This window comes from Gilliamella sp. wkB178 (genome assembly GCF_001690705.1).
In the GTDB taxonomy this organism is placed as follows: domain Bacteria; phylum Pseudomonadota; class Gammaproteobacteria; order Enterobacterales; family Orbaceae; genus Gilliamella; species Gilliamella apicola_K.
Map to the genome: position 1 here is coordinate 1 of NZ_LZGK01000006.1, position 398 is coordinate 398.

Sequence of the window (398 nt, forward strand, 5' to 3'; positions counted from 1 at the left end):
ACCCGAAACCGACACAGGTGGTCAGGTAGAGAATACTCAGGCGCTTGAGAGAACTCGGGTGAAGGAACTAGGCAAAATGGTGCCGTAACTTCGGGAGAAGGCACGCTGATGTTAATTGAAGTCCCATGCGGATGGAGGTGAAATCAGTCGAAGATACCAGCTGGCTGCAACTGTTTAATAAAAACACAGCACTGTGCAAACACGAAAGTGGACGTATACGGTGTGACGCCTGCCCGGTGCTGGAAGGTTAATTGATGGGGTTATGCGTAAGCAGAAGCTCCTGATCGAAGCCCCAGTAAACGGCGGCCGTAACTATAACGGTCCTAAGGTAGCGAAATTCCTTGTCGGGTAAGTTCCGACCTGCACGAATGGCGTAATGATGGCCAGGCTGTCTCCAC

General features: G+C 51.5%; 1 rRNA gene. It reads left to right on the forward strand.

Going from position 1 to position 398, the window contains the following annotated elements:
* Positions 1-398: ribosomal RNA gene (locus A9G13_RS01385) — 23S ribosomal RNA — on the forward strand; the annotation flags it as partial.